The organism is Rhodopseudomonas palustris, assembly GCF_034479375.1.
GTDB lineage: Bacteria > Pseudomonadota > Alphaproteobacteria > Rhizobiales > Xanthobacteraceae > Rhodopseudomonas > Rhodopseudomonas palustris_M.
On record NZ_CP140155.1, the window covers coordinates 1,135,628 to 1,154,761 of the forward strand.

General features: G+C 65.1%; 20 protein-coding genes and 1 tRNA gene. 16 read left to right on the top strand and 5 right to left on the bottom strand.

Features of this window, described 5'->3' with window-relative positions; all coding sequences use genetic code 11:
• Positions 1 to 114: 114 nt before the first annotated feature.
• Complete coding sequence (locus SR870_RS04980) at positions 115 to 564, bottom strand: VOC family protein (RefSeq protein ID WP_322516926.1); 450 nt, start codon at positions 562 to 564, stop codon at positions 115 to 117.
• 478 nt (positions 565 to 1,042) lie between these two features.
• Here SR870_RS04980 and SR870_RS04985 point away from each other — a divergent pair, with 478 nt between their 5' ends.
• The 4 genes from SR870_RS04985 (at position 1,043) to SR870_RS05000 (ending at position 3,478) form a co-directional block, all read left to right on the top strand.
• Positions 1,043 to 1,804 carry an SIR2 family NAD-dependent protein deacylase gene (locus SR870_RS04985; protein ID WP_322516927.1) on the top strand — a complete coding sequence of 254 codons (762 nt, stop codon included), beginning with the start codon at positions 1,043 to 1,045 and terminating at the stop codon, positions 1,802 to 1,804.
• Positions 1,805 to 2,010: 206 nt separating this feature from the next.
• On the top strand, positions 2,011 to 2,673 hold the full coding sequence (locus SR870_RS04990) for a cold-shock protein (protein WP_322516928.1): 663 nt from the start codon (positions 2,011 to 2,013) through the stop codon (positions 2,671 to 2,673).
• A 191-nt stretch (positions 2,674 to 2,864) separates the two neighbouring features.
• Positions 2,865 to 3,344 carry a DUF192 domain-containing protein gene (locus SR870_RS04995; RefSeq protein WP_322516929.1) on the top strand — a complete coding sequence of 160 codons (480 nt, stop codon included), beginning with the start codon at positions 2,865 to 2,867 and terminating at the stop codon, positions 3,342 to 3,344.
• 57 nt (positions 3,345 to 3,401) lie between these two features.
• Positions 3,402 to 3,478 (top strand) — tRNA-Pro (locus SR870_RS05000).
• A gap of 49 nt (positions 3,479 to 3,527) precedes the next feature.
• Here SR870_RS05000 and SR870_RS05005 read toward each other — a convergent pair.
• Positions 3,528 to 4,817 (bottom strand): OpgC domain-containing protein, encoded by a 1,290-nt coding sequence (locus tag SR870_RS05005; protein WP_322516930.1) that lies wholly within the window; start codon positions 4,815 to 4,817, stop codon positions 3,528 to 3,530.
• A gap of 264 nt (positions 4,818 to 5,081) precedes the next feature.
• Between SR870_RS05005 and SR870_RS05010 the strand changes: the two genes are divergently transcribed.
• From SR870_RS05010 to SR870_RS05030, 5 genes are all read left to right on the top strand, one after another.
• Positions 5,082 to 5,387: an ETC complex I subunit gene (locus tag SR870_RS05010; RefSeq protein WP_322516931.1), complete on the top strand. Its 306-nt coding sequence runs from the start codon at positions 5,082 to 5,084 to the stop codon at positions 5,385 to 5,387.
• Positions 5,388 to 5,646: 259 nt separating this feature from the next.
• Positions 5,647 to 7,251 (top strand): carboxyl transferase domain-containing protein, encoded by a 1,605-nt coding sequence (locus SR870_RS05015; RefSeq protein WP_322516932.1) that lies wholly within the window; start codon positions 5,647 to 5,649, stop codon positions 7,249 to 7,251.
• Positions 7,252 to 7,253: 2 nt separating this feature from the next.
• Complete coding sequence (locus SR870_RS05020; protein WP_416221128.1) at positions 7,254 to 9,266, top strand: acetyl/propionyl/methylcrotonyl-CoA carboxylase subunit alpha; 2,013 nt, start codon at positions 7,254 to 7,256, stop codon at positions 9,264 to 9,266.
• A 119-nt stretch (positions 9,267 to 9,385) separates the two neighbouring features.
• Positions 9,386 to 10,291 carry a hydroxymethylglutaryl-CoA lyase gene (locus tag SR870_RS05025; RefSeq protein WP_322516934.1) on the top strand — a complete coding sequence of 302 codons (906 nt, stop codon included), beginning with the start codon at positions 9,386 to 9,388 and terminating at the stop codon, positions 10,289 to 10,291.
• A 204-nt stretch (positions 10,292 to 10,495) separates the two neighbouring features.
• Positions 10,496 to 10,747 carry a pentapeptide MXKDX repeat protein gene (locus SR870_RS05030; RefSeq protein WP_322516935.1) on the top strand — a complete coding sequence of 84 codons (252 nt, stop codon included), beginning with the start codon at positions 10,496 to 10,498 and terminating at the stop codon, positions 10,745 to 10,747.
• 57 nt (positions 10,748 to 10,804) lie between these two features.
• Here SR870_RS05030 and SR870_RS05035 read toward each other — a convergent pair whose 3' ends face one another.
• Entirely contained in the window at positions 10,805 to 11,155 is a 351-nt protein-coding gene (locus SR870_RS05035) for a GrlR family regulatory protein (RefSeq protein WP_322516936.1), read from the bottom strand.
• 212 nt (positions 11,156 to 11,367) lie between these two features.
• Here SR870_RS05035 and SR870_RS05040 point away from each other — a divergent pair, with 212 nt between their 5' ends.
• A complete protein-coding gene (locus SR870_RS05040; protein WP_416221153.1) occupies positions 11,368 to 11,805 on the top strand; it encodes an FKBP-type peptidyl-prolyl cis-trans isomerase in 438 nt (145 codons plus the stop codon).
• Between the two features lie 60 nt (positions 11,806 to 11,865).
• On the opposite strand, the gene SR870_RS05045 is transcribed toward SR870_RS05040, so the two are convergent.
• Entirely contained in the window at positions 11,866 to 12,204 is a 339-nt protein-coding gene (locus SR870_RS05045; protein WP_322516938.1) for a hypothetical protein, read from the bottom strand.
• 227 nt (positions 12,205 to 12,431) lie between these two features.
• Between SR870_RS05045 and SR870_RS05050 the strand changes: the two genes are divergently transcribed.
• The 4 genes from SR870_RS05050 to SR870_RS05065 all read left to right on the top strand — a co-directional run bounded on the left by SR870_RS05050 (position 12,432) and on the right by SR870_RS05065 (position 15,850).
• Positions 12,432 to 13,235: a threonine/serine exporter family protein gene (locus SR870_RS05050; protein ID WP_322516939.1), complete on the top strand. Its 804-nt coding sequence runs from the start codon at positions 12,432 to 12,434 to the stop codon at positions 13,233 to 13,235.
• Complete coding sequence (locus SR870_RS05055; protein ID WP_322516940.1) at positions 13,232 to 13,711, top strand: threonine/serine exporter family protein; 480 nt, start codon at positions 13,232 to 13,234, stop codon at positions 13,709 to 13,711. The genes SR870_RS05050 and SR870_RS05055 overlap by 4 nt, the downstream gene beginning before the upstream one ends.
• A gap of 46 nt (positions 13,712 to 13,757) precedes the next feature.
• Positions 13,758 to 14,879: a glycosyltransferase family 4 protein gene (locus SR870_RS05060; RefSeq protein WP_322516941.1), complete on the top strand. Its 1,122-nt coding sequence runs from the start codon at positions 13,758 to 13,760 to the stop codon at positions 14,877 to 14,879.
• Positions 14,880 to 14,941: 62 nt separating this feature from the next.
• Entirely contained in the window at positions 14,942 to 15,850 is a 909-nt protein-coding gene (locus SR870_RS05065; protein WP_322516942.1) for a hypothetical protein, read from the top strand.
• Positions 15,851 to 15,862: 12 nt separating this feature from the next.
• Here SR870_RS05065 and SR870_RS05070 read toward each other — a convergent pair whose 3' ends face one another.
• Positions 15,863 to 16,342, bottom strand: coding sequence for a DUF3833 family protein (locus SR870_RS05070; protein WP_322516943.1), 480 nt, complete (start codon positions 16,340 to 16,342; stop codon positions 15,863 to 15,865).
• A gap of 150 nt (positions 16,343 to 16,492) precedes the next feature.
• On the opposite strand from SR870_RS05070, the gene SR870_RS05075 reads away from it, so the two are divergent.
• Positions 16,493 to 17,236, top strand: a complete 744-nt coding sequence (locus SR870_RS05075; RefSeq protein WP_322516944.1) for a DUF4336 domain-containing protein — start codon at positions 16,493 to 16,495, stop codon at positions 17,234 to 17,236.
• Positions 17,237 to 17,431: 195 nt separating this feature from the next.
• Positions 17,432 to 17,878 carry a translation initiation factor 2 gene (locus SR870_RS05080; RefSeq protein ID WP_322516945.1) on the top strand — a complete coding sequence of 149 codons (447 nt, stop codon included), beginning with the start codon at positions 17,432 to 17,434 and terminating at the stop codon, positions 17,876 to 17,878.
• Positions 17,879 to 19,134 lie beyond the last annotated feature (1,256 nt).

A 19,134-nucleotide genomic window follows, 5' to 3' on the forward strand; every position in this document is an offset into this window, starting at 1 on the left:
GCAGCGATGCTGGTTCCTGGAGGCCGACTGTTTTCGAGGACGCTCGATCCGGAACAAAACGCGGTGAGGTGAACGCCAGTCTTGTTAGTTCGTGGTCCCGCGCTGCGCTGGCGATTACCAGTGACCGGTGTTGGGCATCGACGCCCACGGCTCCTGCGGCGGCAGCGCGTCGCCCTTCTGCAGCAGTTCGACCGAATGCAGATCGGGCGAGCGCACGAACGCCATCTGGCCGTCGCGCGGCGGGCGGTTGATCGTAATGCCCATCTTCATCAGGCGGTCGCAGGTCGCGTAGATGTCGTCGACCTCGTAGGCGAGGTGGCCGAAGAAGCGGTCCTCGCCATAGCTCTCCTCGTCCCAATTGTGGGTCAGCTCGATGGTCGGGGCCGGGCGTCCCTTCGACTGCCCGACCAACTCCCTGTCCTCCGGCGCGCACAGGAACAGCAGGGTGAATTTGCCCTTGTCGTTGTCGATGCGGCGGACCTCCTCGAGGCCGAGCGCGCCGCAGAAGAATTGCAGCGCCGTGTCGAGATTGCGGACGCGCAGCATGGTGTGCAGAAAACGCATGTTGATGGTGTCTCCGTGAGGCGGGTGGCGGCGCGATCTTGCGACGAAACGGCAAGAAACGGCAAGATTGGAAAGCGTGGGCCGACCGCGCGGCATGCCGCGCGCCGTTTCACGCGTCATCGATGAATTCGGCGCCGCGCACAGAAACACGGGCCCCAGAGCGGTGCTCGAGGGCCCGTGTCGTCGATGATATCGCGTGCAGGGGAATGCGGCGAACCGGACGACGAAAAAAGAGCCCCGCCTTGGAGGTCACGGGGCTCTTTTCGGGGAGGTCATCCGTAGAGACGCCCCGACTATCGGCTCGGGTCGGCCCGGTTGCAATTCAAAAAAATGTGGGCTGGAATCGGTGCAACGGGAACCCATTCGTGATCGGCCCGGCCTTGCGAACCGACGACGGCATATCCGTCCCGCGCCGGCCCGGCTTGCGCCCGATGCGACGAATTGCGATGGGTTTGATGTTTGTTGGATTGTTGCAGCCATGATCGCACCAGACCTGCGCAGCGGGGTTGAACAGCTCGGCGACATGATCGCCGGCGCCTCGGTGATCGTGCCGTTCACCGGCGCCGGGATCTCCACCGAATCGGGCATTCCGGACTTTCGCTCGCCGGGCGGGCTGTGGACCCGCAACCGTCCGATCCCGTTCGAGGAGTTCGTCGCGCGGCAGGACGCGCGCGACGAGGCCTGGCGGCGGCGCTTCGCGATGGACGACACCTTCGCGGCGGCGCAGCCGGGGCGCGGCCATCGCGCGCTCGCGGCGCTGTACAAGGCCGGCAAGGTCCCGGCAATCATCACCCAGAACATCGACAATCTGCATCAGGCGTCCGGCTTCGCCGCCGGCGACGTCGTCGAGTTGCACGGCAACACCACCTATGCGCGCTGCATCGGCTGCGGCAAACGCCACGAGCTCGATTGGGTGCGGCAGTGGTTTCGACGCGCCGGCCATGCGCCGCATTGCACGGCCTGCGACGAGCCGGTGAAGACCGCCACGATCTCGTTCGGCCAGGCGATGCCCGTCGACGAGATGCGCTATGCCAGCCAGCTCGCGCAGAATTGCGATCTGTTTCTGGCGATCGGATCGTCGCTGGTGGTGTGGCCCGCTGCCGGGATTCCGATGCTCGCGAAGGAGTCCGGCGCCAAGCTCGTGATCATCAACAACGAGCCGACAGAGCAGGACGAAATCGCCGATCTGGTGATCCGACACGACATCGGCGAAACGCTCGGGCCATTCGTCGGCAACTGAATCCCCGTATGATTCGCAGGTATTCAAGCCTGTTCATAGCTGTCGCATCACGCGTTTTTTGTCTTTGCGACAGGCATCGCAGTGTTATCTTTGGATTAACAGATTCGCGGCGGCGCAATCCTGATTAGTCATGGAACTGGGGCACGCGGATTGCTGGCGTCGCGGAAGCGGCACGGTTGTACTTTTGACGCGCGGGGTCCGGGGTCATGGGGTCGGACGGTTTTGAGTCCAAAAAGCCAGGCGTGGCGGCAGGCGGTGCCGGACGGCCTGGGGCTGTGGAATTCGCGCATCGCGACGAATTCACGCCGCGCGATGGTATCGGCAGTGCCTTCGCGGGCATCGGCGAATCCGCGAACCTGGTCGAGATCGGTGGCGTCATCAAATGGTTCGACGCTTCGAAGGGCTACGGCTTCATCGTCCCCGACAACGGCGCTGCGGATGTGTTGCTGCATGTGACCGTGCTGCGCCGGGACGGCTACCAGACCGCCTATGAGGGCGCGCGCATCGTCGTGGAATGCGTCCAGCGCGCCAAGGGCTATCAGGCGTTCCGCGTCGTCTCGATGGACGAGTCGACCGCGATCCATCCCGCCCAGATGCTGCCGCCGCGCACCCATGTCAGCGTCACCCCGACCAGCGGGCTCGAGCGCGCCCAGGTGAAGTGGTTCAACCGCCTGCGCGGCTTCGGCTTCCTGACCTGCGGCGAAGGCACGCCGGACATCTTCGTGCATATGGAAACGCTGCGGCGCTACGGCATGACCGAGTTGCGTCCCGGCCAGTACGTGCTGGTGCGGTTCGGGCCGGGCTCCAAGGGGATGATGGCCGCCGAGATCCAGCCGGAAAACGGCGCCCCGGGATTGTCCTCGCACTGACCGGCGTGGCGCTCGCGCCATCCCGGATCTGTCCCGTCACATCGGTCGATCTCGACCCGTCGCAGATCGCCGAGTTGTGAACCGTTGCCGGCCGCCAGCGGGCGATCGGCGGCGTGTGGTCTGGCGTTTGCCATGATCGTCGCGCTAGGGTCGCGCCGATTTCGAAACGCAGGGACGGACAGGTCGCATCGATGACGAGCTCTTGTAGGGGATATGCCGGCCGGGTGCTGAGCGCGCTGGTCGCCGTGCTGCTGCTGTGCGCGTTCGCCGCGCAGAACGCGCAGGCGGCCAAGATGGAGACGCTGGAGATCGTCACCCGAACCGGCGTGCACGTCTTCAGCGTCGAGGTCGCGACCACCGAGCAGGAGCGCGAAACCGGCCTGATGTATCGCAAGCAGATGCCCGAAGGGCAGGGCATGCTGTTCGACTTCCGGCCGGAGCAGCCTGTGTCGATGTGGATGAAGAACACCTACATCCCGCTCGACATGATCTTCATCCGCGCCGACGGCAGCATCCTGCGGATCGCCGAGAACACCGAACCGATGTCGACGGCGATCATTTCGTCCGGCGGGCCGGTGGCCGGCGTGCTCGAAGTCATCGGCGGCACCGCGAAGAAGCTCGGCATCGTCGCCGGCGACCGGGTCGGCCATCCGCTGTTCAAGGGCCGCTGAGCCGGCGGCTTGCTGGAGCCGGCGGAAGCGTGTATCGACGGCGAACCGACACGGCATCGGGGTATAGCGCAGCCTGGTAGCGCGGCAGTTTTGGGTACTGCAGGTCACAGGTTCGAATCCTGTTGCCCCGACCATCTTCGCAGCGGAACGTCGCCGCCGCGCTCCGGCTCTCAGCCTTTCAAATCACGTCTTCGCCGATCCGGCCGACGGGACCGATTGCGGAGCAGCCGTCGCTGGAGCCGGCGCGGCCGCGCGTGAAGCGTCCGGCCCGAGCCCGGCCGCCGCCACGGTCGCGGCCGAGGCCGCCATGCCGGCGGGCTGGGGAGCGGGTGCCGCCGCGGCGATCGCCGGCTTCAGCGGCTTGTCCTGCTTCTTCGACCAGGTGATGTAGTAGGCCACCAGCGTCATCAGCGCGATGCCGGTGACGCTGACGATGATCTGCGCCAGCAGCGAGCCCGAGCTCATCATCAGTTCGAAATGGCCGACGAAGGACAGGAACACGCCGACGCAGAACACCGCGAGCGACTGCTGGCCGCATTTGATCAGCGGGTCGAAGATCGGCGATTCCAGACCCTTCCAGTCCTTCGGCACGAAGCGGACCACCAGCACGACGAGCACCGCGAAATGCAGGAAGCGGTAGGGCGCCAGATTGGTCTTGTCGTTCGGGTTGAAGGTCTCGAACAGCCAGGTCGGGAACATCTCGCCGAGGGTCGGAAACCGGCCGGCCATCGTCATCACCAGCGCGAACACCATGTAGGCGATACAGAACCACAGCATATAGCTGGAATTGATGATCGACCGCGACCGCGTGGTGCCGCCGAGCGCGCACCAGGCGCCGAACACGAACAGCAGTTGCCAGCAGAACGGATTGAAGTACCAGGTGCCGCCCGGATAGCCGGGCAGATTCCAGTCGAAATGGCGCGCGGCGAAATACAGCGCGAACGAGGCGATCATCACCGCGTCGGGCTTGCGCAGCATCAGCCACAGCACCGGCGGAAACAGCCCCATCAGCACGATGTAGAGCGGCAGCACGTCGAGATTGACTGGCTTGAACTTCAAGAGCAGGCCCTGGCGCAGCGTCTCGATCGGATTGTCGACCAGGCCCGCGACGTTGAATTCGTTGATGATGTCGGGATCGCTGAAGCGCACCGCGACGTAGCCGATCGCGACGATGTAGATCACGAACAGCACGATGTGCGCGACGTAGAGCTGCCAGACCCGCTTGGTCAGCCGGGTGCCGCCGACGATGAAGCCGCGCTCCAGCATCATCTTGGCGTAGACGAAGGAGGCGGTGTAGCCGGAAATGAACACGAACAGGTCGGCGGCGTCACTGAAGCCGTAGTTCCGGGTGGTGATCCAGTTCACCACATTGTCCGGAATGTGATCCAGGTAGATCGCCCAGTTGGCCACGCCGCGGAACAGGTCCAGCCGCAGATCGCGGCCTTTGCCGGGGAGAATTGCCTGAATTTCCATGGAGCCGTTCGTCCCGTGTCTTTTTATGAAACCGTTGTGCTCGGTCCCGGTCGATTGTCATGACGCCGGGGACCGAATATACCCATTTCCGACACCAGCCGCCTCGTGATGGAATCACAAGTGGCCCGTACCGATCACGAACTCCTGCGTTTCGCGCCCCTCACAATTGACGCAAATGTTCGACTTCGAAAGACACACCAAGGTACACTATGAGCGCCGCTTTCACCAAACCGCAGCAATGCACCTGACAGGCCCGAACCTTCGATGACCGCACGGATCTTCAAGCCCGCCAAGAACGCGATGCAGTCCGGGACCGCCAAGACCCGGGACTGGCAACTCGACTACGAGCCCGAACAACCGCGGATGATCGAGCCGCTGATGGGCTGGACCTCGTCCGGCGACATGCAGCAGCAGATCAGCCTGCGCTTCGACACCCGGGAGGAGGCGATCGCCTATTGCGAGCGCGAGGGCATCCCGTATCAGGTGCTGGAGCCGAAGCTCCCGGTGCGCCGGCGGGCGGCCTATGCGGACAATTTTGCCTTCCGCCGCGGCGAGCCCTGGACGCACTGACCGGATTCGCCGAGCGGCGGTATTGGGCCGGACCACCGATCGCACGCCTCGACCGGGTGCGGACGATTTCCATCGCCGGTTGCCAATGACATTGGCCGGAGGCTGCTCGCGGCCTCTCCACGCAAGCCGCGGGTGCTCCGGACCGTTATCCGCAGCGGAGGTCGGGCGCCGCAGGTTGGGGTTGCGTCCTGCGCCCGCGCGATGACACCATGAGCCGAACGCTTCATCCCCGAGGCGAGCCATAAAAGCCGGAAACGCCATGCCGCTGCACTCCCAGATCGATCCCGGCTCGGCCGATTTCGCGCGCAATGCCGAGGCGATGCGCGCGCTGGTCGCAGAGCTGAAGGGCAAGCTCGAGGACGTCGCCGGCGGTGGCGGCGGGGCATCGCGCGCCAAACACACCGCGCGCGGAAAGCTGTTGCCGCGCGACCGCGTCGACCTGCTGCTCGACCCCGGCACGGCGTTTCTCGAATTGTCGCCGCTGGCGGCCAACGGGCTGTATGGCGGCGACGTGCATTCGGCCTCGATCGTCACCGGCGTCGGGCGTGTGGCCGGGCGCGAGTGCATGATCGTCGCCAACGACGCCACGGTGAAGGGCGGCACCTACTACCCGATGACGGTGAAGAAGCATCTGCGCGCGCAGGACATCGCGCGGCAGAACCGTCTGCCTTGCATCTACATGGTGGATTCCGGCGGCGCCTTCCTGCCGCAGCAGGACGAGGTGTTTCCCGACGAGCGGCACTTCGGCCGGATCTTCTTCAACCAGGCCAACATGTCGGCGCAGGGCATCCCGCAGATCGCGGTGGTGATGGGCTCGTGCACCGCCGGCGGCGCCTATGTGCCGGCGATGTCGGACGAGAGCATCATCGTCCGCAACCAGGGCACCATCTTCCTCGGTGGCCCGCCGCTGGTGAAGGCCGCGACCGGCGAGGTGGTCAGCGCCGAGGAACTCGGCGGCGCCGACGTGCATTCGCGGCAGTCCGGCGTCACCGACCACTACGCCCAGAACGACGCCCACGCGATCGGCATCGCGCGGAGAATCGTCGGCACCTTGAAGCCGCCGCAGCGGGCGGTGCTGAACATGCGCGCGCCGCGCGAGCCGCTGTATCCGGCCGAACAACTCTATGGAATTGTCCCGGCCGAACAGCGCAAGCCGTTCGACGTCCGCGACATCATCGCGCGGATCGTCGACGGCTCCGAATTCGACGAGTTCAAGAAGCTGTACGGCACCACGCTGGTGTGCGGCTTCGCGCATATCTGGGGCTTTCCGGTCGGCATCATCGCCAACAACGGCATCCTGTTCAGCGAAAGTTCGCTGAAGGGTGCGCATTTCATCGAGCTGTGCTGCCAGCGCGGCATTCCGCTGGTGTTCCTGCAGAACATCACCGGCTTCATGGTCGGCAAGAAATATGAAGCGGGCGGCATCGCCCGCGACGGCGCCAAGCTGGTGACCGCGGTCGCCACCGCCAACGTGCCGAAATTCACCGTGGTGATCGGCGGCTCCTACGGCGCCGGCAATTACGGCATGTGCGGAAGGGCGTATTCGCCGCGGTTTCTGTGGATGTGGCCGAACGCGCGGATCTCCGTGATGGGCGGCGAGCAGGCGGCGATGGTGCTGAGCACGCTGCGCCGCGACAATATCGAGGCCAAGGGCGGCGCCTGGAGCGCGGAGGAGGAAGACGAGTTTCGCGCCCCGATCCGCGCGCAATACGAGGCGCAGGGTAATCCGTACTACGCCACGGCGCGGCTGTGGGACGACGGCGTGATCGATCCCGCCGACACGCGGCTGGTGCTCGGACTCGGGCTATCGGCGTCGGCGAATGCGCCGATCGAGCCGACGACATTCGGCCTGTTCAGGATGTAATGATGACAACGACAGGCTTGTACAAGCGTTTCCGCACGCTGCTGATCGCCAACCGCGGCGAGATCGCCTGCCGCGTCATCCGCACCGCGCGGGCGATGGGGCTGCGCACCGTCGCTGTCTATTCCGAAGCGGATTCCGGTGCGCTGCATGTCAGCGAGGCTGATGAGGCTGTGCTGCTGGGACCTGCGCGGGCGGCGGACAGCTACTTGAATATCGCGCGGATCATCGAGGCCGCCAGGCAGACTGGCGCCGAGGCGGTGCATCCCGGCTACGGCTTCCTGTCGGAGAGCGCGGAGTTCGCGCAGGCCTGCGCCGACGCCGGCCTCGTCTTCGTCGGGCCGACGCCGCAGATGATCACCGCGATGGGTTCGAAATCGGGCTCCAAGGCGCTGATGGAAAAGGCCGGCGTGCCGCTCGTGCCGGGCTATCACGGCGCCGCGCAGGATGACGCGACGCTGGCCGCGGCCGCCGACAGGATCGGCTTCCCGGTGCTGGTGAAGGCGTCGGCCGGCGGCGGCGGTCGCGGCATGCGCGTCGTGCGCAAAGCGGATGAATTGTCCGAGGCGATCGTCAGCGCCAAGCGTGAGGCCAAGGCGGCGTTCGGCGACGATACGCTGCTGATCGAGAAATACGTCGACAATCCGCGTCATATCGAGGTGCAGATCGTCGGCGACAGCCACGGCAATCTCGTCTCGCTGTTCGAGCGCGAATGCACGCTGCAGCGCCGGCACCAGAAGGTGATCGAGGAAGCGCCGTCGCCGACGCTCGACGCCGCCGGGCGCGACAAAGTCTGCGAGGCGGCTCGGCGCGCCGCGAGTGCGGTGAACTATGTCGGCGCCGGCACCATCGAATTCGTCTCCGACGGCCGCGACGTGTTCTTCATCGAGATGAACACCCGCCTGCAGGTCGAGCATCCGGTGACCGAACTGATCTCGGGCGTCGATCTGGTCGAATGGCAGCTCCGCGTCGCGTTCGGCGAGGCATTGCCGATGACGCAGGACCAACTGACGCTCAACGGCCACGCCATCGAGGCGCGGGTTTATGCGGAAAATCCGGCGAAGAACTTCATGCCGTCGGTCGGCAGGATCACGACCTGGCGCACGCCGCCCGAGATCGACGGCCTGCGCATCGACGCCGGCTATCGCGCCGGCGACAGCGTGTCGCCGTATTACGACGCGATGCTCGCCAAGGTGATCGCCTGGGCGCCGACGCGGGAGGCGGCGATCGACCGGCTCGACCGCGGGCTGAACGAGACCGACGTCCGCGGCGTCGTCACCAATATCCCCTTCCTGTCGGCGCTGGTGACGCATCCCGAAGTGCGCGCCAACGCGATCGACACCGGCTTCATCGAGCGCGATCTGGCGGCGCTGACCGCTGCGCCGGAGACGGTCGTTGATCTGGAACTGGCGACGGCGGTTGCCGCGATCCTGCGCGCCGAGGACGACGCCGCGCGATCCGAAGGGCCGTCGCCGTGGCGCGCGTCGGGCTGGATGCCGGTCGGCCGGCGCAAGCGCAGTTTCGTGTTCCGGCGCGGGCAGGGCCACGATCACAGCGATCATCAGGTTCAGCTCACCTATGGCGGCGGATCGTCGATGCTGACGATCGGCGGCAGCGAAATCGCGTTCGCTTGGTCGCAGAATGGCGACGGCATCGACGTGACGCTCGGCGAGACGCGCTCGCGCGTCAACGCGGTGGTCGACGGCCACGAACTCTATGTGCGCACCCGCAACGGCCGGTTCGATCTGCACCTCGTCGATCCGTTTGGCGGCGAGAGCGAGGAGGCCGTCGGCGAGGACAAGATCGTCGCGCCGCTGCCCGGCACCGTGGTGGCGCTGCTCGCGGAGGTCGGCGCCAAGCTCGACAAGGGCGCGGCGATCCTGACGCTCGAAGTGATGAAGATGGAGCAGACCCTGCGCGCGCCGTTCGCCGGGACGTTGACGGCGCTGAAGTGCAAGGTCGGCGACATAGTCCAGGAAGGCGCCGAACTCGCCGAGATCGAGCCGGACCCTGAATAATTGCCATCGCCGTCATGGCCGGGCTCGTCCCGGCCATCCACGTTCTTTAACGCTGTTCGGCTGAAGACGTGGATGGCCGGCACAAGGCCGGCCATGACGTGATACTTCGGAGTAGTCCAATGACCGACACCATCCGCATCGTCGAAGTCGGCCCGCGCGACGGGCTGCAGAACGAGAAGACGCCGGTCAGCGTCGCCGATCGGATCGCCTTTGTCGAAGCGTTGGTAAGCGCGGGGCTTTCCACCGTCGAAGTCGGCGCGTTCGTATCGCCGAAGGCGGTGCCGCAGATGCAAGGCTCCGACGAGGTGCTGCGCGCATCGTTGAAGCTGCAAGGCGAATTCCACGTGCTGGTGCCGAACGAGAAGGGCTACGAGGCGGCGCGCGCCGCCGGCGCGCGGGTCGTCGCGGTGTTCGCCTCGGCGTCCGAAGGGTTCTCGCGCGCCAATATCAACTGCTCGGTGGCGGAATCGATCGAGCGCTTCAAGCCGGTGATCGCTCGCGCCCAGGCCGACAATGTCAAAGTGCGCGGCTATGTCTCCTGCGTGCTCGGCTGTCCGTTCGACGGGGACGTGCCGGTGCAGGCGGTGGTCGACGCCGCGACAACGCTGTGGGATCTCGGCTGCTACGAGATCTCGCTCGGCGACACGATCGGCGTCGGCACGCCGAACAAGGTCCGCGAACTGCTGCGCGCCTGCGCCGAGGCGGTGCCGATGGCCTCGCTGGCGATGCATTTCCACGACACCTACGGCCAGGCACTCGCCAATCTCTATGCCGGCCTGGAGGAGGGCGCGCGCGTCATCGACAGCGCCGCCGGCGGCCTCGGCGGCTGCCCCTACGCCCCGGGCGCCACCGGCAATGTCGCCACCGAGGACGTGGTGTACATGCTGGAGGGCATGGGGATCGCGACCGGCGTCGACATGGACAAGCTCGTCGCCGCGACCAACAGCGTCGCCTCGCTGCTCGGCCGCCCGCCGGTGAGCCGCGTGGTCAATGCGCTGAACGCGAAGCGAAAGCGGGCGAGTTAGCGCGCTCGTAGGCGGAGCCGAGCGTCGGCAAGCCCAGGCGGAGGTGTTCGATGCCGCACGTGCGATGCTGCGGCGCACCCGAATGATCGCGGTCGTCGTCGGCAATTATTCCCTGTCCGCGCGTAACAAACCCATCGCTGTGTCCGTCTGGACTTGTAGCGGCGCTCGCCGCGTCCCGATCGTTTGCAACAGGATGACAGCAACATGACCATCAGCACCCGCATCGCCCTCGGCGTTTCCGCCGCCGCGCTTTCGCTCAGCCTCGCTTTCGCGCCGGCGGCCTTCGCCATGGACAAGACGGACAACATGAAGAAGGACACGATGTCCAAGGATTCCATGGCGAAGGACTCCATGTCCAAGGACGGCATGAAGAAGGACACGATGTCGAAAGACGGCATGAAGAAGGACGACGGCATGCACAAGGACAGCATGTCGAAGGACGGCATGAAGAAGTAAGCGCGGTCCGTCCGGCGCGTTCCGACACGGTCGGCCCGGATCGCCGGGCCGATCGTGTCAGCCGATGTCGGCGAGCCGGCGCAGCGTGGCGCGGAAGCTGACGCTGCGGCTGCCGACCAGCGACGTGCCGAAGACTTCGGAGCGATCGTCGGCGAATGTGCCGGTGAAGCCGGTCGTGACCTCGCGACCGGCGAACACCGGCCGGGCCAGGGTCTCTGCGTAGGGCGTGTGCTGGCGGGTCAGCAACTCGCCCTTCCAATGGCCGTCGCCGATCGTGTAGTCGCCGACCGTCCAGAAATACGGATCGCCACCGAGCAGTTTGCCGTCGCGCAGGATGATGATTCCGTTGGACCAGCCACGGACTCCGTCGAGCATCCTGATGTGAATCGAATACAACCCGTTTCGCATCGCGCCACTGCCCCGCTGCAGCTTACCGCCCGGAGCGGTGCGCGCAATGCGTGAAGTGGCGGGAGCGGGCGCGGCGCGCGTGTTCCCGGGCGCGCGAGTTCCGTCCGATGGTTGTGATACGGGCCTGTTGCGTCTAGAACGGGGCCTCGATCGCGATCGATCCGACCTTTTCGAGGACAATCCCGATGCCTTTCGCCCCCCGTGCCGGCGCCATGCTGGCCATCGCTCTCGTCGCGGCCCTGTCCGCAACCGCGACCCTGACAACGAGTACCCCCGCAATGTCCGAAACTGCCAAGACCGTCACCACGCCCTCCGGCCTCAAGATCGAGGAGTCCACCGTCGGCACCGGCGCATCGCCCGCGCGCGGCCAGATCTGCGTGATGCACTATACCGGCTGGCTGTACGAGAATGGCGTCAAGGGCAAGAAATTCGACTCGTCGGTCGATCGCAACGAGCCGTTCGAATTCCCGATCGGGATGGGACGCGTGATCAAGGGCTGGGACGAGGGCGTCGCGAGCATGAAGGTCGGCGGCAAGCGCACGCTGATCATCCCGCCCGAACTCGGCTACGGCGCGCGCGGCGCCGGCGGCGTGATTCCGCCGAATGCCACTCTCATCTTCGAAGTGGAACTGCTCGGCGTGAAGGGCTGATCGTTCGAACGGATCGTGCAGCCGCTCGCCTTCGCAGGCGGCTGCAGATCGCCGGCCGGCTTACGGGCGGCCGCAATAGACCAGGATGCTGCTCGCTTTGGTGCCGCAGCTTGCGGTAAGGACGCCGTTCTCGACCCGCAGGGCGTCGGCAAACCGTCCTTTGCTGCCGCTGACGCAGATCGCCGACAGCAGGGTCTCGCCCGACTCGCACGACACCGGGCAACCGTCCGAGGCGCAACTGGAAGAGGTGAGGGTCTTGAGCGGGCTGACCGGGGCGAGCGCGATCGCTGACGGTCCGGTCGCCTCGTTCGATGCGACGTTCTCCTGCTTGGAGCTCATGGCGGCGAAGACAATAACTGCGGCGGCGATGAGCGCCACGACGAACATCGGAATTTTCATGTCCAACCTCATTCCTCGAAATGGCATCACGCCAGGAACCGGGTCAGCATAGTCCCGCGCTTCCGAATTGGAAGTGATCGCAATCAATGACTCGACGCCTCATTCGACAAACTACCAGATGGTACTATCGTCCGTGTTTCGGGCAACAGGTATATGTTCGTCACGGAATTGGCGGACGGTTGTGGCTCGAATGCTCCGTTTCGTGGTTTGAGAACTGAAATAGCAAGATGGATGACCATCCAGATACCGGTGAGGCCGATCAAGTCCATCACCACGCGCTCGACCGCATCGCGCATGTGGCGCTGCGCGCCGGCGCGATCCTGGCGCAGAGCGGTGCCTCGGTTCGCGTCGTCCACGAGGGCGCGCTGATGATCGCCGGCGGGCTCGGCGTCGAGGTGCTGGGCATGCGTTCCGGCTACGCCTCGTTCGAGATCACGCTGGAGCGCGGCCGCCACACCATCACGCGCATGATGCAGATCGGCCCCCACGGCGTGAACCACCGGCTCGATTTCGCGGTGCGCGACCTGGTGCTGCGCGCTTCGCGTGGAGGAATGACGCCGGAGGAGATCGAGAGCGAGCTCGATCGGCTGCAGCGCGACACGCCGCGGCATCCGCCGTGGCTGGTGGCGATCGCCACCGGCGCGGCCTGCGCCGCATTCGGCCGGTTGCTCGGCGCCGACTGGCTGTCGTTCGTGCCGATGCTGGCGGCGGCGGGAATCGGGCAGCGGATCCGGCACTGGCTGCTCGGGCGTCGGGTCAACGTGTTCGTGGTCGCCGCGATCATCGGCTGCATTGCCGCGACGCTCGGCGGCCTCGGCGCGCGGCTGGCCGGCAGCGGCACAATCGAGCTGGCGATGATGGCGTCCATCCTGTTGCTGGTGCCGGGCGTGCCGTCGACCAATGCGCAGACCGACGTGCTCGACGGCTATCCGACGATGGGCAGCGCCCGCGCAGTCTGGGTGATCATGATCATGGTGTTCGCCGTGACCGGGCTGTGGGTCGCCGAATTCGTGCTGAGGATCCACGTGTGACCGACGATCTGATCGCGATGCTTCCTCATCTCGCGCACCAGGCCGCGTTCGGTGCGATCGCCGCGGCGGGCTTCGGCGTGCTGTTCAATTTCGGCTGGCGGTCGCTGGCGTGGTGCGCGGTCGCCGGCGCGCTGGCGCTCGGCATCCGCACCTTCAGCCAGAAGCACGGCGCGAGCCTCGAGGCCGCGACCTTCCTCGCCGCGATCGGCACCTCCTGCATCGCAATTCTGGGGCGGCGCTGGCTCGGCATCGCCTGCCACGCCATCGCGCTCGCCGGCTGCATTCCGATGGTGCCGGGCGCGTTCTTCGGCCAGGCGCTGCTCGGCTACATCTCGGTGGCCGCCGATACGTCGGGCCAGTCGGTCGGTCAACTCGTCGGGTCGGCGCAGGCTTTCATTCGCGTCGTTTCGATCGTCGGCGCGATCGGCGCGGGGCTGGCGATTCCGGCCTATCTGTTGCGGAGCCGGCAGTTCTGAGCAACGCTGCCGCGCCCGACGTCAACGCCGCCCCGAGAGTCGATCGATGAAAATTGCGTTCGCCATCGTCACGTTGTTCTCCGCCGGCGGTCTGCAGCGGGACTGCATGGCGATCGCGTCGCGCCTCATGGCGCGCGGCCACGAGGTGACGATCTTCGCCGAACGGAAGAAGGGCGAGATTCCGGAGGGGCTGCACGTCGAATTGTTGCCCAACCGCGCCTTCAGCAATCACCGTCGCGATCTGACATTCGCGGAGGCGGTGGTCGAGCGCTGCGAGGGCCGGTTCGATCGGGTCGTCGGCTTCGGCAAGCTGCTCGGCCTCGACGTGCTGTATTGCGCCGATCCGTGCCTCGCCGCGCGCCGCGTCGGCTGGCTGGCGAAATGGAGCGCGCGTCGCCGGATCCAATTGCTGCTCGAAGCCGACAGCTTCCGGCAGGGGCAGAAGACGGCCTGCATGCTGCTGAGCGAGAACCAGGCGCGTGACTTTCGCAGCGTCTGGTCGACCGAGCCGGACCGCATCACCATTCTGCCGCCGACCATCGATCCCGGCCGTCGGCACGCCGAATATCGCACCGACGGCACGCGCGAGCGGCTGCGCGAGGGCCTTGGGATCGCCGCCACGGATCAGCTCTGGCTCGCGATCGCGAACCAGCCGAGCGTGAAGGGACTCGATCGGACGCTGACGGCACTGAAGGAGTCCGGTTCGGCACGATTGGTGATCGCCGGGATCAAGCAGGGCACCAAGCAGGCCGGGCAGGTGCTGAGCTGGGCCCGCGGCGTCAGCGTCGCCGATCGTGTCCAGTTGCTCGGCTTCCGCGCCGACATTCCGGAACTGATGGCGGCTGCCGATCTGCTGCTTCACCCGGCACGATACGACACCACGGGGACCGTGATTCTCGAAAGCCTGATCAACGGCTTGCCGGTGATCACCACGGCCGAATGCGGCTACGCGCCCCACGTCGTCAAGGCGAAGGCCGGGCAGGTGATTTCGACCCCGTTCACCCAGGAGGCGCTGACCGCGGCTCTCGCGGCGGCGGCCCCGGATTCACAGCGCGATCGCTGGAGCGCGAACGGCATCGCCTACGGCGTCGCGGAGGATCTCTATCGCGGGCTCGACAGGGCCGCCGACATCATCGAGAACCCGGAGCGCCTGACGGCCGGCCGGTGACGGCCCGCGGCATCTCCGCCGCGCGCAGCCCGACCACATACCAAGACAATGACGGACCCAGCATGCCGAAACCGTTGAGCGAGTATACCTGGGCCGACTGGCAGCGCCTGCGCCCGGTGTCGCACGGCATCAAGACCGCGCGCTATCGATGGATCGACAGACAATATCGGCGCGCGCCCGCGCGGGTCGGCGATCCAGCCGCGGTGGCCCGCAGCATCGCCGGCCGCAAGGTGCTGGTGACGGTCGCCTATATGGACCCGGAGGCGATCGAGCTGCAGGCGACGCTGCTGCGGCATTTCTTTCCCGATACATTGTATGTCGTGGTCGACAATTCGCCGGAGGACGAAGTCGCATCGCAGATCGAGCGCGTCGCTCGGGCGCACGGCGTGGACTATCTGCGCGCGCCCGAAAATCCGTGGAAGAAGAGCAGCCGGTCACACGGCATCGCGCTGAACTGGATCTGGCACAATGTGCTGCGGCCCGGCGCGCCGGAGGCGTTCGGCCTGCTCGACCACGACCTGTTTCCGACCGCGCCGGAGGATCCATTCGCGCCGCTGGCGACGCAGGACTTCTACGGCTATGTGCGCTTCGCCGAGCCGGCCAATGGGCGATGGTTTCTGTGGGCCGGCTTCAGCATGATGCGCCATGCCGCGGTGCGCGATCTCGATCTCGATTTCGGCCAGGACTGGTTCATCGGTCTCGACACCGGCGGCGCCAATTGGGGGCCGCTGTACAGCCGCTACGATCTCCGCGAACTCGTGCAATCGCCGTCGCGCTTCGTGGCGTATCGCGACGGCATCGGCACCTATGACGGCCCGCTGCAATGGTGCGGCCCATGGCTGCACGAAGTCGGCCAGATGGGCGAGTCCGAGGTGATGCGCGACAAGCGCCGCGTCGTGAAGGACATTCTCGCGCCGCATCTCGACGCGGCGCGGGCAGGGCCGGCTCCGGCGATCAGCGCGGAGCGGTGATACAAGGTCGCCTCACGTCAGCTTGCGATAAGTGACATGCGCGGTCGCGAACGGAATGCCGGCGCGGCCGGCGCTGCCGCGCACCATGCAGGCGTTGTCGTCGATCCGGTAGAACCAGTCGTCGAAATTGAGCTTGGTGGTCGAGCCGTCCTTCTGCGGGGTTTCGCGGGTGTACTGCCAATGGAAGGCGCAGCCGGCCTGTTCGCCCTTGGCCTCGCCGTCGAGCCGCGGCTCAACGCCGCTGTAGTTGCCCGGCGCGAGCTTGCGGATGGTCCAGTTCAGCGTGTCGACATGGCCATCGTCGAACCGGTAGGTCTCGGTGAAGTGGACCGCCTGGGTGGCGGCGTCCCATCTGCCTTCGGCCGTGATCGTGGCGCGCTTCTGCAGCCCGCCGATCAGGCTCTCCAGCACGCCCCAGCCTTCCAGCCGGCCGTTGAAGAATTCCTCGGGCAGAAACGCGGGCGTGGTGCCTTTGAAATCGTCGATGGACATGGTCGTCTCCTCTGTTGCCGGAGAGGAACCCGCACAGGGCGACGCTGTTCCGGCGCCGCTGCGGTCTATTCAGGAACGAATGCGTCCACCCGGGCTTTGAGCCAGCGCGCTGCGATCCCGCCGCACCCGTCACTGCAGAATGAGCATTCGATGTCCGAAGCGAACTCCGTCGCGTATTTGCCGACCGACACATTGAAGCCGGTCGGAGAAGACCTCTGGATCGTCGACAGCGGGCCGCTCAGCGCAATGGGGCTGGAGGTTCCGGTGCGGATGACCGTGGTCCGGCTGGCCTCGGGCGAGGTCTGGCTGCATTCGCCGACGAGCTATTCCGATGATCTGAAAGCCGCGATCGAGCGTCTCGGGCCGATTGCGCATCTGGTCGCGCCGAACATCGCGCACTGGCAGTTCCTGAAGGGCTGGACAGACCGTTGTCCGGATGCGAAGACCTGGGCCGTCCCGGGCCTGCGAACGCGCGCGCCGGTCATCAAGTCGGGCGTGGTGCTGGACCAGGACCTCGGCGAATCGCCGCCCGGCGCATGGTCCGCCGATCTCGATCAGTTGCTGATCACCGGCGGTTTCGGCGTCAACGAAGTCGCGTTCTTCCATCGCCCCACCAGGACGCTGATCCTGACCGATTTCGTCGAGAACCTCGAGCCCGCGAAGCTCGGCCCGGTGGCGCGACCGCTGGCGTGGCTGGCGGGCGCGACGGCGCCCGACGGCATGGCGCCTGCGCATTATCGCTTCGCCATGAACCGGCAGCGCGACGCTACCAAAGACGCCGCGCGCCATCTGCTGGGATGGACACCGGAGCGCGTGATCTTCGCCCACGGAAGCTGGTTCGAAACCGACGGCACAAAGCGCCTGCGCCATTCGCTGCGCTGGCTGCTGGACTGAGGCACGCCGTTGCGGGCGAGGCCAGGGCGGGACGATGGAGAACTGTCGTCCCTGCGCGTCGCAGCGCACGGCCGCGGTGTGGAGAACGCGAAAGACCTTTGACCCTGCGTCTCATCTGCGGCCTCCGCCGCCGGCACCGTCTTGAATTCCCTCTGAAAGGTTGCGCTTTGGTGCGCCGGAAACAGGGGGATCAGTATGCGGTTATGGGTTGGGGCGGTTTCGGCCGCATTGCTGCTGTCGGGTTGCGCGTCGGTGACGCGCGGCACCACCGAAAACATCTCGATCGCGAGCACGCCGTCGGGCGCGCTGGCCAGTGTCGCAGGGACCGATGCCCCGTTTTCCTGCGTCACGCCCTGCGTCGTCGAGGTCAACCGCAACGCCGACATCACCGTCAGCCTCAGCAAAGAGGGCTACGAGCCGCAGATCATCCCGCTGACCCGCGAAATCTCCGGCGGCGGCGGTGCGGGCTTCGCCGGCAACATCCTGCTCGGCGGCGTCGTCGGCATGGGCGTCGACGCCGCGACGGGGGCGGCGATGGATCACAAGCCGAATCCGGTGGTGGTGACGCTGCAGCCGGTGCCTGCGCCGGTGGTTGCTGCGCCGGTGGTGAGGAAGCGGAAGCCGAGGGTGCCGGTGAGTTGATGCTGCTATCGTGGCGAAAGATAGCGTAGAGAGGTCCCGTAACAATCAAAACAATCAATATGACGAATTGCAGATGTAAGGGAGTATTTTTGACACAAAGATGATCGTTGCGCGCAGACTTCAATCGTCCATGAATGGTGGGTGTTCGTCGCTCGTTGAAGAGGAATAAAGGTAGTCATTGGCGATGTACCATCTTCCCGACGATCTTGGTCCGTAAATATACCCGTTGGCGATGTAGAATTTTCCGCTATTGCGGGGGCCGTAAATGTATCCATTAGCAATATAGAATCGTCCGCTGTCCTTTGGGCCATAGATATAGTTTCCGCTGATATAGAAGCGTCCGCTGCCTCCCATCAGTACCTCCACAAACTGGTTGAATCGCTAAAGTTGCTGTTCTAAAAACGACAGAGTGTCAAACGCTGCTTTTTGGGCGCTTTGGAGATCAGGGAAGCGCTCCCGCGTGAATGCGCCGTTCGTGAGCCTGGGATGATTCACTACTCCTCCCCAGCCATTAGGCTTCTGAAACATCGTAACAGTAAACCGTCCAATTTTGATTTGCGGTCTGCCGTTTCGATTTAAGTACCAAGCTTTGCGACTTGGAAAATTGGCCCGTCGTCGAGCGAGTGATCTAAGGGAATGTTCGCGGCTTGATGCGCCAGCAATGTCCTCTTCCATATGGCCGGCGCAGACGACCCCACACGCTAAGACAGCCGGATAGTTAGGGTGCTGCATGTAGTGAACGTATCGAATCTCGCTGGATTCGCACATTTCGCATTGCATCGAGGGTTCTCCCAAATCCTCCAAGTTGATGCAGCTCCAACCTTTGTGCGGTACCCCAGCGCGCGACCATTTTCCTCGAAATGTGTTTGGTCCATCAATAGCCATATGGATAGCCCCAGATGAATGCTGTTTGGCTACGTTCTTGCGTTGGCTGTAGCCAATGCATTCCAGATTTCAGCTGTTAGGAACGCAAAGCGGCAACGTGATACAATGTGATTGTTCAAATAGAGATTCGGATCTTGGAAGCTGCCCGACATCGAAGCCGAATCAGTCGGTGCCAGCAATGACAGATTCACAGCAATTCGTCTGGTCCAGTAGAGAGTTTTGGCTCTCCTCACTGCGGCCTTAGCACCGAGAGATTCGTCTAGGATGACGAACAACGTCACTTGTCCTCGCGAGGATCCTTTCGAATAATCCAAGTAGGAGTCGCCACGTCTCCTTAGAGATTATCGAGAATAACTCCGCATCCATAAAAA

Bases quoted from the DNA above. Each gene is read 5' to 3' on its own strand.
- SR870_RS04980 (WP_322516926.1), bottom strand. From the start codon at position 564: ATGCGTTTTCTGCACACCATGCTGCGCGTCCGCAATCTCGACACGGCG.
- SR870_RS04985 (WP_322516927.1), top strand. From the start codon at position 1,043: ATGATCGCACCAGACCTGCGCAGCGGGGTTGAACAGCTCGGCGACATG.
- SR870_RS04990 (WP_322516928.1), top strand. From the start codon at position 2,011: ATGGGGTCGGACGGTTTTGAGTCCAAAAAGCCAGGCGTGGCGGCAGGC.
- SR870_RS04995 (WP_322516929.1), top strand. From the start codon at position 2,865: ATGACGAGCTCTTGTAGGGGATATGCCGGCCGGGTGCTGAGCGCGCTG.
- SR870_RS05005 (WP_322516930.1), bottom strand. From the start codon at position 4,817: ATGGAAATTCAGGCAATTCTCCCCGGCAAAGGCCGCGATCTGCGGCTG.
- SR870_RS05010 (WP_322516931.1), top strand. From the start codon at position 5,082: ATGACCGCACGGATCTTCAAGCCCGCCAAGAACGCGATGCAGTCCGGG.
- SR870_RS05015 (WP_322516932.1), top strand. From the start codon at position 5,647: ATGCCGCTGCACTCCCAGATCGATCCCGGCTCGGCCGATTTCGCGCGC.
- SR870_RS05020 (WP_416221128.1), top strand. From the start codon at position 7,254: ATGACAACGACAGGCTTGTACAAGCGTTTCCGCACGCTGCTGATCGCC.
- SR870_RS05025 (WP_322516934.1), top strand. From the start codon at position 9,386: ATGACCGACACCATCCGCATCGTCGAAGTCGGCCCGCGCGACGGGCTG.
- SR870_RS05030 (WP_322516935.1), top strand. From the start codon at position 10,496: ATGACCATCAGCACCCGCATCGCCCTCGGCGTTTCCGCCGCCGCGCTT.
- SR870_RS05035 (WP_322516936.1), bottom strand. From the start codon at position 11,155: ATGCGAAACGGGTTGTATTCGATTCACATCAGGATGCTCGACGGAGTC.
- SR870_RS05040 (WP_416221153.1), top strand. From the start codon at position 11,368: ATGCTGGCCATCGCTCTCGTCGCGGCCCTGTCCGCAACCGCGACCCTG.
- SR870_RS05045 (WP_322516938.1), bottom strand. From the start codon at position 12,204: ATGAAAATTCCGATGTTCGTCGTGGCGCTCATCGCCGCCGCAGTTATT.
- SR870_RS05050 (WP_322516939.1), top strand. From the start codon at position 12,432: ATGGATGACCATCCAGATACCGGTGAGGCCGATCAAGTCCATCACCAC.
- SR870_RS05060 (WP_322516941.1), top strand. From the start codon at position 13,758: ATGAAAATTGCGTTCGCCATCGTCACGTTGTTCTCCGCCGGCGGTCTG.
- SR870_RS05065 (WP_322516942.1), top strand. From the start codon at position 14,942: ATGCCGAAACCGTTGAGCGAGTATACCTGGGCCGACTGGCAGCGCCTG.
- SR870_RS05070 (WP_322516943.1), bottom strand. From the start codon at position 16,342: ATGTCCATCGACGATTTCAAAGGCACCACGCCCGCGTTTCTGCCCGAG.
- SR870_RS05075 (WP_322516944.1), top strand. From the start codon at position 16,493: ATGTCCGAAGCGAACTCCGTCGCGTATTTGCCGACCGACACATTGAAG.
- SR870_RS05080 (WP_322516945.1), top strand. From the start codon at position 17,432: ATGCGGTTATGGGTTGGGGCGGTTTCGGCCGCATTGCTGCTGTCGGGT.